The sequence below is a fragment of the Variovorax glucosi genome (assembly GCF_051216695.1).
In the GTDB taxonomy this organism is placed as follows: domain Bacteria; phylum Pseudomonadota; class Gammaproteobacteria; order Burkholderiales; family Burkholderiaceae_C; genus Variovorax.
Genome location: NZ_JBPJZE010000235.1, coordinates 1 through 1,183, shown reverse-complemented (window position 1 = coordinate 1,183; position 1,183 = coordinate 1). Strand labels below are relative to the sequence as shown.

The 1,183-nt window shown below is 63.5% G+C and carries 1 protein-coding gene; it reads right to left on the bottom strand.

Going from position 1 to position 1,183, the window contains the following annotated elements:
- Positions 1–1,019: ABC transporter substrate-binding protein (locus ACSFA3_RS24590; protein ID WP_435507986.1), on the bottom strand; the 1,019-nt coding region annotated here is incomplete at its 3' end.
- Positions 1,020–1,183 lie beyond the last annotated feature (164 nt).

Genomic DNA, 1,183 nt, shown 5'->3' with positions numbered 1-1,183 from the left:
GCGGCCACGCCGGTCGAGAGGTACACGCCGTCGATGATGGCCTTCTTGTTGATCGCCATGTTGATGGCCTTGCGCACGCGCACGTCGTCGAAGGGCTTCTTCGTCGTGTTGTACGAGAGGTAGCCGACGTTCAGGCCGGGCTGCTCCAGCAGTTGCACGTTCGGGTCCTTGCGGATCGCGTCGAGGTCGGCCGGGTTCGGGTACGGCATGACGTGGCACTCGCCCTTTTGCAGCTTGGCCCAGCGCACCGAGGCATCGGGCGTGATCGCGAACACGAGGTCGTCGATCTTCGCCTTGCCGCCCCAGTACTGCGGGAAGGCCTTGAAGCGGATGATCGCGTCCTTCTGGTACTGCACCAGGTAGAACGGACCGGTGCCGATCGGGTCCTGATCGACCTTCTCGGGCGTGCCGGCCTTCAGCATGGCAATGGCGTATTCCTTCGACTGGATGCCCGCGTACTGCATCGCCAGGTTCGCGAGGAACGGCGCCTCGGGCTGGTTGAGCACGATCTTCACGGTGTAGTCATCGATGCGGTCCACCGTCTTCAGCAGCTTGGGCATGCCCATGTCGTTGAAGTACGAGTGGTTCTGGCTCGTGACCTTGAAGAAGGGATCGCTCTCCTTCCACTGGCGCTCGAGCATGAAGATGAAGTCGTCGGCGTTGAAGTCGCGCGTGGGCTTGAAGCTCTTGCTCGTGGTGTGCCACTTCACGCCCTTGCGCAGGTGGAAGGTGTAGACCGTGCCGTCGGCGGAGATGTCCCACTTCTCGGCCAGGCCCGGCACGACCTTGGTGCCGCCGCGCTCGAACTCGACGATGGTGTTGTAGACCTGCGTGGTCACGTCGAACGAGGTGCCGGTGGTGTTCATCCCCGGATAGAAGTTCTCGGGGCTGCCTTCCGAGCAATACACCAGCGTCTTGGCAGACACCGCGCCACAGGCCAGGGTAAGGGCCGCAAGCGCTGTCGGTGCCAGGAGCGCCAGGCTTCGTGAGCGGCGCGAAACGGTGGGCTGGGTCTTCATGTGGACTCCTTGAGACACGGTTGAAAAAGCGAACGTTAAGGGTTCGTCGCCATCGCGATGGCGGCGGGGGGAACATCGGCGTGCACGAGCGGCGCGCCGTCGAGAAACTTCTCGGAGAAGTGGCAGGCCACCAGCCGCTCGTCGAGCATGCGCAGCAGCGGCCG